14 protein-coding genes and 4 pseudogenes are annotated in these 13,489 nt (G+C 36.1%); 17 read left to right on the forward strand and 1 reads right to left on the reverse strand.

Annotated features, from left to right (window positions below):
* The 17 genes and pseudogenes from QWY90_RS01610 to QWY90_RS01680 form a co-directional block, all read left to right on the forward strand.
* Window positions 1–191, forward strand: a 191-nt coding sequence (locus QWY90_RS01610; protein ID WP_290284073.1) for a hypothetical protein, incomplete at its 5' end; no start/stop codon positions are given.
* 130 nt (window positions 192–321) lie between these two features.
* The gene (locus QWY90_RS01615; RefSeq protein ID WP_290284074.1) at window positions 322–507 is read left to right on the forward strand and encodes a DUF8693 domain-containing protein; all 186 of its coding nucleotides are present in this window, start codon (window positions 322–324) and stop codon (window positions 505–507) included.
* 188 nt (window positions 508–695) lie between these two features.
* Window positions 696–1,011: pseudogene (locus QWY90_RS17660) on the forward strand (DUF8693 domain-containing protein).
* Window positions 992–1,123, forward strand: a complete 132-nt coding sequence (locus QWY90_RS17665; RefSeq protein ID WP_500683694.1) for a DUF8693 domain-containing protein — start codon at window positions 992–994, stop codon at window positions 1,121–1,123. The pseudogene QWY90_RS17660 and the gene QWY90_RS17665 overlap by 20 nt, the downstream one beginning before the upstream one ends.
* 107 nt (window positions 1,124–1,230) lie before the next feature.
* A pseudogene (locus QWY90_RS17670) lies at window positions 1,231–1,413 on the forward strand (DUF8694 domain-containing protein); the annotation flags it as partial.
* A gap of 250 nt (window positions 1,414–1,663) precedes the next feature.
* A complete protein-coding gene (locus QWY90_RS01625) occupies window positions 1,664–1,882 on the forward strand; it encodes a hypothetical protein (protein ID WP_290284076.1) in 219 nt (72 codons plus the stop codon).
* Between the two features lie 50 nt (window positions 1,883–1,932).
* The gene (locus QWY90_RS01630) at window positions 1,933–2,181 is read left to right on the forward strand and encodes a hypothetical protein (RefSeq protein ID WP_290284077.1); all 249 of its coding nucleotides are present in this window, start codon (window positions 1,933–1,935) and stop codon (window positions 2,179–2,181) included.
* A gap of 762 nt (window positions 2,182–2,943) precedes the next feature.
* Entirely contained in the window at window positions 2,944–3,342 is a 399-nt protein-coding gene (locus QWY90_RS01635) for a hypothetical protein (protein WP_290284078.1), read from the forward strand.
* A 66-nt stretch (window positions 3,343–3,408) separates the two neighbouring features.
* Window positions 3,409–3,612, forward strand: coding sequence for a hypothetical protein (locus QWY90_RS01640; RefSeq protein ID WP_290284079.1), 204 nt, complete (start codon window positions 3,409–3,411; stop codon window positions 3,610–3,612).
* Between the two features lie 35 nt (window positions 3,613–3,647).
* Entirely contained in the window at window positions 3,648–4,067 is a 420-nt protein-coding gene (locus QWY90_RS01645) for a hypothetical protein (protein ID WP_290284080.1), read from the forward strand.
* 349 nt (window positions 4,068–4,416) lie between these two features.
* A pseudogene (locus QWY90_RS01650) lies at window positions 4,417–5,393 on the forward strand (ribonucleotide-diphosphate reductase subunit beta).
* Window positions 5,394–5,619: 226 nt separating this feature from the next.
* Window positions 5,620–8,038, forward strand: a pseudogene (locus QWY90_RS01655) (ribonucleoside-diphosphate reductase subunit alpha).
* 248 nt (window positions 8,039–8,286) lie between these two features.
* Window positions 8,287–8,511: a hypothetical protein gene (locus QWY90_RS01660; RefSeq protein ID WP_290284081.1), complete on the forward strand. Its 225-nt coding sequence runs from the start codon at window positions 8,287–8,289 to the stop codon at window positions 8,509–8,511.
* 5 nt (window positions 8,512–8,516) lie between these two features.
* Window positions 8,517–9,011 (forward strand): RDD family protein, encoded by a 495-nt coding sequence (locus tag QWY90_RS01665; protein ID WP_290284082.1) that lies wholly within the window; start codon window positions 8,517–8,519, stop codon window positions 9,009–9,011.
* Between the two features lie 3 nt (window positions 9,012–9,014).
* A complete protein-coding gene (locus QWY90_RS01670) occupies window positions 9,015–9,467 on the forward strand; it encodes a GNAT family N-acetyltransferase (protein ID WP_290284083.1) in 453 nt (150 codons plus the stop codon).
* Window positions 9,468–9,486: 19 nt separating this feature from the next.
* Window positions 9,487–10,239 carry a COG4705 family protein gene (locus tag QWY90_RS01675; protein ID WP_290284085.1) on the forward strand — a complete coding sequence of 251 codons (753 nt, stop codon included), beginning with the start codon at window positions 9,487–9,489 and terminating at the stop codon, window positions 10,237–10,239.
* A 92-nt stretch (window positions 10,240–10,331) separates the two neighbouring features.
* Entirely contained in the window at window positions 10,332–11,666 is a 1,335-nt protein-coding gene (locus QWY90_RS01680; RefSeq protein ID WP_290286914.1) for a deoxyguanosinetriphosphate triphosphohydrolase, read from the forward strand.
* Here the strand turns inward: QWY90_RS01680 and QWY90_RS01685 are convergent.
* Window positions 11,663–13,462 (reverse strand): 1-deoxy-D-xylulose-5-phosphate synthase, encoded by a 1,800-nt coding sequence (locus tag QWY90_RS01685; RefSeq protein ID WP_290284086.1) that lies wholly within the window; start codon window positions 13,460–13,462, stop codon window positions 11,663–11,665. The genes QWY90_RS01680 and QWY90_RS01685 overlap by 4 nt on opposite strands.
* Window positions 13,463–13,489 lie beyond the last annotated feature (27 nt).

Raw genomic sequence — 13,489 nt, forward strand, 5'->3', positions numbered from 1 at the left:
GAAGTTTAACTGCTTGTAATTTAACCGTAACAAACAGTGCAATAGTAATTCTTCAAAGTGGAGATACCATAACTCTAAACGGAATTGTAGCGGTAGATTCTGGAAGTACACTTACTTTAAAAAACATGCCACTTTGCTTCAAAACACACCGCTACCAATACGGGAGCAATAAATGTGGAAAGAGATACTAATCCTTTAATGCGTCTAGATTATACACTATGGTCGTCTCTCCTTTGCGGGACACATTACAGGCTTTCTCTCCAGCTACACTAGCTACTCGTTTTTATACTTACAGTCCAATAACCGATTTATATACTGTCGTTGCTTCACCGTCCACAACCAATTTTTGATACTGCAACAGGTTATTTAATTCGGACTCCAAACACACATCCAGTAACTCCAACCATTTGGACAGGTACATTTACCGGAGTCCCAAATAATGGTGATATTGCTTTAACTGTTGACAATGCAACCTATAATGCAGTAGGAAAATCCTTATCCATCTAAAATTAATGCAGACGATTTTATTACAGCAAATGGATTAACAGAAGCATTGTATTTTTGGAGAAAAACAAACAATGCTACCACGGCTTCTTATGCAACTTATACCTTAGCTGTGGTGCAGGAACAGGTGCTAGTCCAGGTGATCCTCTTGCCTTAGTGCCAAATGGTATTATTCAAATCGGTCAGGTTTTATTGCCAAAGCAACATCTACAGCTTTAAATTTTACCAATGCTATGAGAGTATCAAATCCTAGCAATCAATTTTTTAAGACTACAGATTCAAATAGAAGCCGAATTTGGTTAGATTTAACTAATTCTTCTGGTATCTTTTCACAACTTTATTGCCTATATGACTGGCGCAACTGCTGGTGTTGATGCTACATTAGATGGAAAAGTACTAAGTGATGGGCAAACTTCATTAACTTCACTAATCAATAATCAATCTTTTTCTGTACAAGCAAAAGCATTGCCGTTTGAAAATACAGATAGTGTTTCCATTAGGATTTAAATCAGCTATTGCAGGTAGTTATTCGATAGCAATCAATAGCGTAGATGGTTTGTTTGAAAACCAAAATCAACCTATTTTCTTAAAAGATAATCTAAACCAATACTATCCATGATTTAAAAACCGGAAGTTATACTTTTAGCACAGAAGCCGGAGTATTCAATTCCCGTTTTGAAATCGTCTATCAAAACGCATCAACTTTAACCGCTACCCACTTTCTCACAAGATAACGTAGTAGTTTATAAACAAAATAAGCAGATCTTTATTAATACTGGCATTGCCATCATGTCCAAAGTAGAAATCTACGATATGAGTGGTAGGTTATTAATTTCTAAAGACGGAATCAATTCTTCAGAAGTTCATATGAACTCTGGTTTCAAATCAAGTTATCATAGTAAAAATTAGTACCGCTGATGGTATAATTGTATCTAAAAAAGTGTACAATAAAAAATAATCTACTACTATTTAAATCCTGCCTTGTTCCAAAAAACAAGACAGGATTTTTTATTTTAAATACCATTTCAATGCCGGAAACTGAATTTCAAGCAACGTTTGTTTTCTAAAAAATGGCAGATTGATGCTTTTGAAAATTATCAATATGTGCAGGAAAATTTCAAAACTATCGAACGTTTTTCAACATTGAATTTAACCGCGATTGGAATTTGACCACTTTGGAAGGCAATCAGAGTTTATTGATTATGGTTTGGATTTCATTTTGCCCGAAAAAGGAAAGCTAACGTATCAGTTTGAAAAGTTGGATTTCTCCAAAAGTTTCTCGGGAAACCGTCATATTCTCAATGGATTGTTCAAACTTAACAACTGGAATATTCTTCAAAACAGCAGTTATCTAAAAAGTGACGGAAACTTATTCTAATTCAACTTCATCAGAAAACAATTCACAAGTCCGTTATAACTTCAAAAGAATTGATTGGCAGCAGTCTGCGATTTGGAAAACAACAAAGAAAAAATAGTTGCAACACAGCAATTATCATCTTTAAGCCAACGATTTACACAGAATATGGCGCTTTTGTTGGACGAGGCGACAGCACTAAAGTCTTTGTAGAATTGGGTTATCTGCAACGTTTAAATGACAGTTTGCAAAACAGCTTTTTGCAAAAAGTCAACACCTCTCTCAATCGTATATATTTTGAAATCGAAATTAATGCAGACTAAGAAAAGCGATTTGTCTTTGTTTGTGAATTATAGAAACCTAAAATATGTTGATACTGCTCGAAAAAATGAACCTTCCTCTGAATTCCAGATTGTTATATAACGACAAATATTTTAAACCAATTAATGCTTGTAACCACGGCTTATGAAACTACTTCGGGAACGATGCCCAACAGGAATTTACTTATTTAGAAGTCGAACCAGGGCAAGGTGTTTATACACCTGGATTGACTACAACGGCAACGGAATACAGAATTGGAAGAATTTTGAAGTTGCTGCTTGTTCCCGATCAGGCGAAATACGTTCGCGTGTTTTACCGATCAGATTTTTGTTAAAACCATCAAAATAATTCTCTCAAGCCTTGACTTTAAATATGAGTCAATGGCAGAATTCAATTGGTTTCAAAAAAGTTTTGTCCCATTTTTATAACCAAACTTCTTTTTTAATCGAGCGAAAATAAACGGAACGGAGACAATTTCGATTTAAATCCGTTTTCAACTTCCAACGATAATTTATTGGGATTGAACACCAGCTTCAGAAATAGTTTGTTTTACAATCGAGGCAACAGAAGCATTCTGTAACCTATACATTCATCAATAACCGAATAAAAAATCTACTTTCTGTAGGTTCACAGGAAAATATAACAGCACGCACCAATTGCAATATGCACATTTGGTTGAAAAACCGTGGTTGTTTACTTTGGGCACTGAAACTTCAGAATCGGCTTTGACTTCTGAGAATTACAGCAGCAAAATTATAAGGTAAATGGCTATCAAATCGGCCCGAAGATTTCTTTATCTCTTTAATAAAAATGCGAGTTGGGATATTTTTTATGAATATCAAAATAAGAAAAATCAGATAGGCAATTCCGAAAAATTAGTACAAAACCGTTTCGGAACTTCGTTTTCATATGCTAGTGAAAAGAAAGTCACGATGAACGGAGAATTTTCTTTGTATCAAAATAAATTCGATGGCGATGCACAATCAGCTGTGGCATTTCAGATGTTGGAAGGATTACAACCCGGAAAAAATATGACCTGGCGATTGTTGTTGCAAAAAAATCTAACACAGTTTTTAGACATCAACATTAACTACCAAGGCAGAAAAACCGAAACAAGCCAAACAATACATACAGGAAATGTACAATTGAGAGCATATTTTTAAGCATATCATTTTTTTGTGTTAAAAAAAGTATTAATTTTAATTTCAACAAACAAAAATTTTAAAGTCATGAAGAAACTTATTTTATTATGCCTAGTATTTGTTTTCTCAAATACATTCTATGCCCAAACTGCAAAAGAAAAAGCAGCTAAAGCTAAAACCGAAAAGGCTGCAGCCAAAAAAGAAAAAGCAGCCGAAGCAAAAGCTAAAAAAGAAGCTGAGAAGGCTAAAAAAGAAGCCAAAAAGATGCGACAGCAGCAAAAAAGGAAGTAAAAGGCAAAGCAGTTAAACAGAAAAGAAAGCCAAAGATGCTCCAGAAAAAACGGCATCCAAAACAAAAAAAGACGGAACACCAGATAAAGCGTTTTAAAGAAGCAGCAAAAGACGCACCTAAACTTAAAAAAGACGGGACAGTAGACAAACGCTATAAAGACGCAACAAAAGAAGTCAAAACAACTAGTGCGTCAGCAACAGGCAAAGCTAAATCTGTAGAAGGAAAAACTAAAGCAACAACAAACAAAACAGCAGCAAAAGTTAAAAAAACAGCAGCTGAAGAAAAAGAAGATATGAAAGAAACGGCTACGTCAAAAGCAGCCGAAAAGAAAGTTAAGGATAAAGTAACCGGAACGTATAAAGGTAAAAAAGTGTTTACAGGTCCAAGAGGCGGTAAATATTACATCAATAAAAACGGCAATAAAACCTATATTGATAGAGACGGAGAAGAATAAACCCTTTAAGTTTCTTTAAAAAGCCAAACGCATTTTTCAATCATAGAAAAATGCGTTTTTTTTATTCGAAAAATATCACTTTTCAGAAATGTTCAAAAATGTTAAAATTTTAGCGAAAGAAAATTCTTAACTACCTTTGTTTTAGGGGTTTTTCAAAGATTTGAATTTTTTAAACTACTGAAAATCAGTAAATACAAAAACAACAATACGAACATAAAAACACTGTAAATGTTAAAAACTAGAGCGTATTGTGAATAAGTTTGGCTTTCTTTTTACGATTCATTTGACAATCTTTGTAACATACAGATTGTAAAAAAAATCACCAAAAAAATAAAAAGACAAATTCAAAATGGCTAACATCGAACCAATTTTACAAGAAAATAAAAATCGTTTTGTGATTTTCCCAATTAAACATCATGATATTTGGGATTGGTATAAAAAAATGGAAGCTAGTTTTTGGACTGCTGAAGAAATTGATTTGCACCAAGATTTGTCCGATTGGAATAATAAGTTAAACAGCGATGAAAAGTATTTCGTCAAACACATTTTGGCTTTCTTCGCTGCTTCTGACGGAATTGTAAATGAGAACTTGGCCGAGAATTTTGTGAATGAAGTGCAATATCCGGAAGCTAAGTTTTTCTACGGTTTCCAAATCATGATGGAAAACATTCACAGCGAAACTTACTCGCTTTTGATTGATACTTACGTAAAAGACGAAGCCGAAAAAGCACAGCTTTTCAATGCTTTAGAAGTTTTTCCGGCAATTAGAAAGAAAGCAGACTGGGCTTTAAAATGGATTGGTTCTGATTCGTTTGCCGAAAGATTAATCGCTTTTGCAGCCGTTGAAGGCATCTTTTTCTCAGGCGCATTTTGCTCAATTTACTGGTTGAAAAAACGCGGATTAATGCCGGGCTTGACCTTCTCAAACGAATTAATTTCCCGCGATGAAGGCGTTCACTGCGATTTTGCGGTGCATTTGCACAACCACCATTTGGTAAACAAAGTATCAAAATCCAGAATTACAGAAATCATTACCGATGCTTTAGATATTGAACGTGAGTTTATTACCGAGTCACTTCCTGTAAGTTTGATTGGAATGAACGCAACGTTGATGACCCAATACTTAGAATTTGTTGCCGATAGATTGTTAGTAGAATTAGGATGTAAAAGAGTGTATAACTCAACAATCCGTTTGATTTTATGGACATGATTTCATTACAAGGAAAAACCAATTTCTTTGAAAAACGAGTTGCCGAATACCAAAAAGCAGGTGTAATGAATACCGATTCAGAATCAGGAAAGATTAGTTTCGACGCTGATTTTTAATCTTACTTTGTTTCTGAATCATTCAAAATTTGAACCATTAAGAGATTAAGAAAATTAAGCCTTAATGAAACTTAATTTCTTAATGGTTTCAAAAAGATAAAACGGAAAGCTGGAAACAGCTCCTTAAAAAGAAACTGAACTTTTTAATAAATCAGTACAAAGCAAAACCTTAACAAATAACCAAAAGCAGCGAAGGGATTTTCTGTTTTTAAAAACTGACAAGCTTATGTATGTAGTAAAAAGAGACGGCCACAAAGAGCCGGTAATGTTCGACAAAATCACGGACAGAATTAAAAAATTATGTTACGGATTAAACGATTTGGTCGACGCTGTAAAAGTAACCATGCGTGTAATCGAAGGATTATATGACGGTGTAACTACTTCAGAACTTGACAACTTAGCAGCAGAAACTGCCGCTTCCATGACTATTGCACATCCGGATTATGCACAATTAGCAGCGCGTATCGCGATATCTAACTTGCATAAAAACACCAATAAATCCTTCTCGGAAACCATGAAAGAAATGTACTTTTATGTAAATCCAAGAACGAACCAAAAGCACCATTACTTTCTGATGAAGTGCACGAAGCGATTCAGGCAAACGCCGAATTTTAAATTCTCATATCATCTACAACCGTGATTTCAACTACGATTACTTTGGTTTCAAAACCTTAGAGCGTTCGTATTTGCTTAAAATCAATGGAAAAATTGTAGAGCGTCCACAGCATATGTTGATGCGTGTAGCGGTTGGAATTCACTTAAACGACTTAGAATCCGTAATTGAAACCTACGATTTGATGTCAAAAAAATTCTTTACGCATGCAACGCCAACCTTGTTCAACGCAGGAACACCAAAACCTCAAATGTCTTCTTGTTTTCTTTTAACAATGAAAGACGACAGCATCGATGGAATTTACGATACACTAAAACAAACAGCTAAAATCTCGCAATCAGCAGGTGGAATTGGATTATCAATCCACAACGTTCGTGCGACAGGTTCTTATATTCGTGGTACTAACGGAACTTCAAACGGAATTGTTCCGATGTTGAGAGTGTTCAATGACACGGCACGTTATGTAGATCAAGGCGGCGGAAAACGTAAAGGAAGTTTCGCTATTTATTTAGAAACTTGGCATGCTGATATTTTCGAATTTTTGGATTTGAAAAAGAATACAGGAAAAGAAGAAATGCGTGCAAGAGATTTATTCTTCGCCATGTGGACATCCGATTTATTCATGAAACGCGTGCAGGAAGATACGACTTGGACATTAATGTGTCCAAACGAATGTCCGGGATTATGTGATGTTTACGGAGATGAATTCGAAGCATTATATACTTCGTACGAAGCCCAAAACAAAGGAAGAAAAACGGTTAAAGCTCGTGAACTTTGGGAGAAAATCCTCGAATCACAAATCGAAACCGGAACACCATATATGTTGTACAAAGATGCAGCAAACCGTAAATCGAATCAAAAGAATTTGGGCGTTATTCGTTCGTCAAACCTTTGTACCGAAATCATGGAATACACTTCTGCAGACGAAATTGCAGTGTGTAATTTGGCCTCGATTTCGTTGCCAATGTTTGTAGAAAACGGCGAATTCAATCACCAATTGCTATATAACGTAACAAAACGTGTAACCAGAAACTTAAACAAAGTAATCGATAGAAATTACTATCCTGTAAAAGAAGCTGAAAACTCTAATATGCGTCACCGTCCGGTTGGTCTTGGCGTACAAGGTTTGGCCGATGCTTTCATTTTGTTGAGAATGCCTTTCACCAGTGATGAAGCTAAAAAATTAAATCAGGAAATTTTCGAAACCCTATATTTTGCTGCAGTTACGGCATCTATGGAAGAAGCCAAAACAGAAGGACCTTATTCTACTTTCAAAGGTTCGCCAATTTCAGAAGGAGAATTCCAACACAACCTTTGGAACATCAAAGACGAGGAATTATCTGGAAGATGGGATTGGGCAGCGTTAAGAAAAGAAGTGATGAAACACGGTGTGAGAAACTCCTTGTTAGTAGCACCAATGCCAACAGCTTCTACTTCACAAATTTTAGGAAACAACGAAGCATTCGAACCGTACACTTCTAACATTTACACACGTCGTGTATTGTCTGGAGAATTCATCGTGGTAAACAAACATTTATTGGAAGACCTAGTAAAACGAGGACTTTGGACCGAAGATTTGAAACAACAACTGATGCGCAATAACGGTTCTGTTCAGGATTTGGATATTCCACAAGACTTAAAAGAATTGTACAAAACCGTTTGGGAAATGTCAATGAAAGACATCATTGATATGTCGCGCCACAGAGGGTACTTCATTGACCAATCGCAATCGTTGAACTTGTTTATGCAGGATGCAAATTATGCCAAACTAACATCAATGCATTTCTACGCTTGGCAAAGTGGCTTGAAAACCGGAATGTACTATTTGAGAACCAAAGCAGCAGTTGACGCTATCAAGTTTACATTAAACAACGATAAAAAAGCAGAACCAACAGCACAAGTTCCGGAACCAGTAGCTGTTGAGGTTGTTGCGCCAAATGAAACAGGGGAAATGACTGCCGAAGATTTCAAAGCAATGGTAGATCAAGCAAGAAACGCTGGACCGGATGATTGCGAAATGTGTGGGTCGTAAAAAGAGAATAGAATAAGGAAAATAGAATATAGAGAAACAGCTATCGATTGATGGCTGTTTTTTAGTATTTTTAGGAGCTATTTACCGCTATCCGTTGCAATCTTTTTGCTTTGTCACCCTGAGCGCAGTCGAAGTGCTTTTGTTAAAGCAAAAAGGATTTCCACTACTATCGGGGCTAGAAAATAAAATTAACCAAAACTATTTCGGTTAATCAAATCAACGAATAACCAAATCAACATATAAACATTATGTCAAAAGAAAAAAAAGGAGTGTACACAGGAATCATCGAAAAGGACAAAGACGGCAATTATTTTTGCGGTGAATACCTTTTGGATTATAAATATACCGAAGCCAGTTTCAAACTCGGAGACGAAATCAATATCAAAACGGTAATTGCCAATCCGAGTGATAAAAGCTTTAACCAATACCCAAAAAAATCAAGAAATTTCTTTTTGGCCAACCAAAAGGAATAATAATTATGGAAGAAAACAACAAAAGGCAATTCACGGTTACGGAAGAAATTTTAGCTTCACATAGCCAACGATTTTTAAATTTATTGATGGATTATATTGCACAATTGTTCCTGTTTATAATTGCATTTACTATAGCGGTTGCAATAGCCGAGTCAAATGGCAACAAAAACTTCATGACTAATTTTGTAAAAAACGATATTGCACAATACACTTTTGTAACTTGTATCGCTTTGGTTTATTACAATCTTTTTGAAATTTTTTTTGCGCGAACAGTTGGAAAATTTATAACGCAAACCATAGTCGTAGACGAAAACGGAGAAAAACCAAATTACGAACGAATTTTGATGCGTACAATTTGTCGTTTAATACCATTTGAATCACTTTCTTTTTTAACAATACCGGCGCGAGGTTGGCACGATAGTATTTCAAAAACGTATGTGGTCAATAAGCATTTGTTAGACGAAAAAAAGAAACAATTTTATGCTTTGCAAAATTCATAAGCCATGATTACAATTCAAAGAACCACTTCTGATAATGCAGATTTTGGCAATCTTGTGATACAACTCGATGCCTATCTAAGAGTTCTTGATGGTGAAGATCATGCTTTTTATGCACAGTTCAATAAATCTAGTTTGCTTAAAAATGCTGTCATTTGTTATGAAAATGATAAAGCAGTTGGCATTGGGGCCTATAAGGAATTCGAACCCAAAGTAGCCGAAATCAAACGCATGTATACTTTACCTGAATATCGCGGAAAAGGAATAGCCAAAACTACTCTTAACGAATTAGAAGCCTGGGCAAAAGAAGAAAAGTATACAACAGCAATACTTGAAACGGGATTTATGCAGGTTGACGCTATTGGCTTGTATCAAAAATTAGGATATAAAGTGATTGAAAACTTCGGGCAATACAAAGGGGTGGAAAATAGTGTTTGTATGCAGAAAAAAATAAAATGAAAAGTAACAAAACAAACTATTGAAGCATTTACCTAAAATCAATCTTTTTTATTGGGCACTAATTATAAGTGCTAATACTTTAGGAGAAACTGCGGGGGATTTAATCTCACAAACGTTTAGTCTAGGCTATGGTGGCGGAACCCTTGCTTTGATTGTACTTTTTCTGGTTGCCTTGCTGATTTCTATTTATTCGGAAAATCAAAAATCACTTTTATATTGGACCGTAATAACGCTTGCAAGTACAGCCGGAACCACAATTTCCGACTATTTTACAAGGACATTATTTAGAGATAACTTTGGGTATACAGAGCAGCAAGGTTATTTATTTGGGACAATTTTGCTGATTTTCGCTTTAGGTTTAACGTTTATTATTTGGAAAACATACTCCAAATCCAACACAGTTGAAAGCGGTTTAAACAAAATAACCGAGTTTTTGTATTGGATAGCTATTTTAACTTCAAGTACTTTAGGAACAGCGTTCGGAGATTTACTAGCACACGACACACCATTAGGTTTTTCAGGAGGAACATTATTGTTATCCGCTCTACTTGCATTAGTAGTTGGGTTAGTGTATTTGACAAAAATATCTAGAGAATTTCTATATTGGACTGCAATTATCTTGACACATCCAATTGGAGCAACAATGGGAGATTATTTGACAAAACCGGAAGGAATGAATCTAGGAAACATAAAAGCAAGTTTGGTTTTAGTTGTTGTATTTATAATTGTAATTGCGATAGGGCAACTTACTAAAAAGAGACAAACAGACTAAAAAACTGTTGTCAGTATTTGTATAAAAAAATAATTTAAAATGTATATTTGAGTGTAATTCCTAACTCTCAAATTCCTAAATCCTTAATCAATATGACCTGGGAACAACTTTTATCACTAAAACGCCAAGGCGACACTAGCAAACGGTTACGCATCGAGCAAGACGACACACGTCTCGGCTTTGAAGTTGATTATGACCGAATCATCTTTTCGTCTGCATTCCGAAGTTTACAGGATAAAACACAGGTAATTCCTTTATCAAAAACTGATTTTGTGCATACACGTTTGACACACAGTCTCGAAGTTTCGGTAGTTGGTCGTTCTATAGGAAGATTAGTTGGAAAAAAAATACTTGAAAAATATCCGCATTTAAAAGAAGTCCATGGTTATCATATGAATGATTTTGGAGCGATAGTAGCGGCAGCATCTTTAGCGCACGATATCGGAAATCCGCCATTCGGGCATTCAGGGGAAAAAGCGATTGGCGAATATTTCTCCATCGGAAAAGGGCAGCAATACAAAGACCAATTAACCGATAAGCAATGGCAGGATTTAATCGATTTTGAAGGGAACGCCAATGGTTTTTCAGTGCTTTCCAGTTCTCGCCCCGGTATAGAAGGAAGTCTGCGTTTGACCTATGCGGTTTTGGGTGCGTTTATGAAATATCCAAAGGAAAGTCTACCCAAAAAACCAACCAAAAACATCTCGGATAAAAAATACGGTTTCTTTCAATCTGATAAGGATTTCTTCAATGAAGTGGCAGAAGAATTAGGAATGATTTCCAACAAAACCGGAAATGATATTGGTTTCGAGCGTCATCCTTTGGCTTTTTTAGTCGAAGCTGCCGATGATATTTGCTACACGATTATCGACTTTGAAGACGGAATAAATCTCGGTTTGGTTTCCGAAGATTTTGCGTTGGAATATTTAATCAAATTGGTAAAAGACACAATTGATACAGCAAAATATCAAACCTTAACAACAAAGGAAGACCGAATTAGTTATTTGCGCGCTTTGGCGATAGGAAATTTAATAAACGACGCAGTAAGAGTTTTTATCGAAAACGAAGAAGCCATTTTGCAAGGAAAATTCCATTTTGCCTTAACCGATAAAAGCAAGTACAAAGCACAAATGGACGACATCATCAAGTTGAGCGTAAAGAACATTTATCAAAGCCGCGAAGTCATTGAAAAAGAACTTTCGGGTTACCAAATCATCAATAATTTATTAGACAAATTCATCACAGCGTACAATAATAATCACGAAGGGAAAACCACAAATTACGATAAGTTATTATTGAAAATCCTGCCTGAAAAACATCATCTGGAAAAGGAAACTTTATACGAAAGATTACTTCATATTTGCCATTTCATCTCTATGCTGACCGATGGGAAAGCGGTATTGTATAACAAAATTGTGACGGCTTAATCTTCATCTTGCTCTTCTTCCTCAAGCAGTCCTGAGAAAAGTGAGCGTAAACCATCAACATCGATGTTGCAAAATTGCTGCAGTTCGTCAACGGTTCCGTGTTCTATAAAATAGTCAGGAACACCGCAAAGGAAGATTTCGTTAACGTAATCATTTTTTGCTGCAAATTCTAAAACAGCACTTCCAAAACCACCAGTTGTAACGCCATCTTCAACCGTAATAATGGTTGAGAATTTATCACATATTTTGTGCAGTTTCTTTTCGTCTAATGGTTTTACAAAACCAAAATGATAATGCGCAAAATGGCCTTCGTCTTCTATGCCGTTTAACGCCTGAGTTACATTATCGGCAATAGTTCCGGTTGATAGAATGGCAACATTTTTACCTTTTTTAAGTTTTTTAGATTTTCCGATTTCTATCTTTTGAAAATCAGCTGGGAATTTCCAATCAACATTTTTCCCTCTTCCACGCGGATACCGAATCGCTATCGGATTTTTTAAACCTAACGAAGCGGTGTATAGAATATTTTGCAATTCGGCTTCGTCTTTTGGTGCATAAATAAGCATATTCGGGATGCAGCGTAAATAGGCCAAATCAAAAACACCGTGATGTGTTGCGCCATCTTCGCCAACCAATCCGGCGCGGTCTAAACAGAAAATCACTGGTAAGTTTTGCAGTGCTACATCGTGAATCACTTGGTCGTAAGCACGTTGTAAAAACGTCGAATAAATATTGCAGAAAACCACCATGCCTTGCGTTGCCATTCCGGCAGAAAGTGTCACAGCGTGTTGTTCGGCAATGCCAACATCAATGGCTCTTTTTGGGAAAGCTTCCATCATAAATTTCATCGAACTTCCGCTTGGCATAGCTGGTGTAATTCCGATAATCTTCGGATTGTCTTTAGCTAATTCAACTAAAGTCAAACCAAAAACATCCTGAAATTTCGGAGGCAAATTTTCCTCTGATTTTTTATGAATTTCACCAGTCGCCGCATCAAATTTTCCTGGCGCATGGTATTTTACCTGATCGTCTTCGGCTTGTTGTAAGCCTTTGCCTTTCGTTGTTACGATGTGCAAAAACTTTGGACCTTTAACTTTTTTCAAACGCTCTAATTCCTTGATTAAACCATCAATATCATGACCGTCAATTGGCCCGGAATAATCAATGTTCAACGATTTAATTATATTGTTCTGCTTCGGATTTTTGCCTTCTTTAACGGCGGTTAAATAGTTTTTCAACGCGCCAACACTTGGGTCAATTCCGATAGCGTTGTCATTTAGAATAATCAACAAATTGGCATCCGTAACTCCAGCATGATTTAAACCTTCAAACGCCATTCCGCTTACAATCGAAGCATCGCCAATCACCGCAATATGATGTTTGTTTTCGCCTTTAAGCTGTGAAGCAATCGCCATTCCCAAAGCAGCTGAAATTGAAGTAGAAGAATGTCCAACACCAAAAGTATCGTAAACACTTTCACTACGTCTTGGAAAACCTGAAATTCCGCCTAACTGTCGATTAGTATTAAACTTTTTTCTTCGTTCGGTTAAGATTTTATGTCCGTATGCCTGATGACCAACATCCCAAACCAACAAATCATTTGGCGTATCAAAAACATAATGCAAGGCAATCGTTAACTCAACCACACCAAGGGAGGCACCAAGATGACCTTCTTTTACCGAAACGATATCGATAATAAACTCACGCAATTCTTTTGCCAGTTGAGGCAATTGCGAAAGATCTAATTTTCGTAAATCAGTTGGGCTGTCTATATGGGAAAGAAGTGTGCTTTTCATGGTCTTAAAAAGCAAATTTACGGTATT

The sequence above is a fragment of the Flavobacterium paronense genome (assembly GCF_030409795.1).
GTDB classification, from domain to species: Bacteria; Bacteroidota; Bacteroidia; order Flavobacteriales; family Flavobacteriaceae; genus Flavobacterium; species Flavobacterium paronense.

Coding starts and splice junctions, on each gene's coding strand:
- QWY90_RS01635 (WP_290284078.1), top strand. CDS start 2,944: ATGGCTATCAAATCGGCCCGAAGATTTCTTTATCTCTTTAATAAAAAT.
- QWY90_RS01640 (WP_290284079.1), top strand. CDS start 3,409: ATGAAGAAACTTATTTTATTATGCCTAGTATTTGTTTTCTCAAATACA.
- QWY90_RS01645 (WP_290284080.1), top strand. CDS start 3,648: ATGCTCCAGAAAAAACGGCATCCAAAACAAAAAAAGACGGAACACCAG.
- QWY90_RS01660 (WP_290284081.1), top strand. CDS start 8,287: ATGTCAAAAGAAAAAAAAGGAGTGTACACAGGAATCATCGAAAAGGAC.
- QWY90_RS01665 (WP_290284082.1), top strand. CDS start 8,517: ATGGAAGAAAACAACAAAAGGCAATTCACGGTTACGGAAGAAATTTTA.
- QWY90_RS01670 (WP_290284083.1), top strand. CDS start 9,015: ATGATTACAATTCAAAGAACCACTTCTGATAATGCAGATTTTGGCAAT.
- QWY90_RS01680 (WP_290286914.1), top strand. CDS start 10,332: ATGACCTGGGAACAACTTTTATCACTAAAACGCCAAGGCGACACTAGC.
- QWY90_RS01685 (WP_290284086.1), bottom strand. CDS start 13,462: ATGAAAAGCACACTTCTTTCCCATATAGACAGCCCAACTGATTTACGA.